1 protein-coding gene is annotated in these 869 nt (G+C 52.7%); it reads right to left on the minus strand.

Annotated elements, in window-relative coordinates; all coding sequences use genetic code 11:
- Window positions 1–410, minus strand: a 410-nt coding sequence (locus VZ95_RS24530; protein ID WP_156995441.1) for a hypothetical protein, incomplete at its 3' end; no start/stop codon positions are given.
- Between the last annotated feature and the right edge of the window lie 459 nt (window positions 411–869).

Consider the following 869-nt stretch of genomic DNA (forward strand, 5'->3'; position numbering starts at 1 on the left):
CCCATCGCCTCAACGCGAATCTCAAACATAATAAAAAATAAGTTCAAGATTAAAAACAGAGCAATTCCGATAAAAAGCCGATTGCGCAGCCAGTGAAGATCGTCCACCAATATGGAGCGCGTTATCAGAATAAAGCCAATACTGACCGCCATCAGCGAGCGATTCCCCGCGATCACCGCATCGAACGACGGGAATAAGAAAATCAATGTCGCCAGCGCCCCAAGCCACCAGCGCCGCGCCGATTTGGGCAAGCAATAATAAAAGAAAATCATCCCAAAGCTGATCGGGTAGATCACCGCGCTTGCGGTAGACAGGGGCGAGGCACCCGCCGATTCCAATTGCGAGCGTACCGAGGAAAAATCCTCGCCAAGCTGGACCCCGCGCAGAACGAATCGATCCACCAGCCGCATTCCAACCCCCAAGCCGGACAGGCCGAGCGCGATCCAAAACAACCGCTTGGGCAAAGGCGCGCTGAGAAGCAGCGGTCGATCCCGTTCATGGGGAAAAAGCGTGTGATACAGAATCGCGCCAACGATAAACCCCGCGTATGACAGCGCTAAATAAACGATGGCCATCATGGAGGGGTTTGTAACGGTCGACCGCAGCGGCGCAAGGACCGCGACCAGCAGATAGATAAGAACCCCCAAGAGCGCAACCCGCACGGGTTCAAGACGCCGGAGGTACGCACCCGAGAGTCGAATCACTGGAAAATGAGCGTCAGGCAGCATCCGTTTCGCGCCTCAATCTTAACGATTCCACAATACGCCCGGTGATACACTATGTCCTACAAATCATAAAGAATCACGCTTAGTCAATTGCTTATAGAAACATTCTCCAAAATCGGTTAAAGATACAGCGAAACTGCCTGA

The sequence above is a fragment of the Elstera litoralis genome (assembly GCF_000963705.1).
In the GTDB taxonomy this organism is placed as follows: Bacteria; Pseudomonadota; Alphaproteobacteria; order Elsterales; family Elsteraceae; genus Elstera; species Elstera litoralis.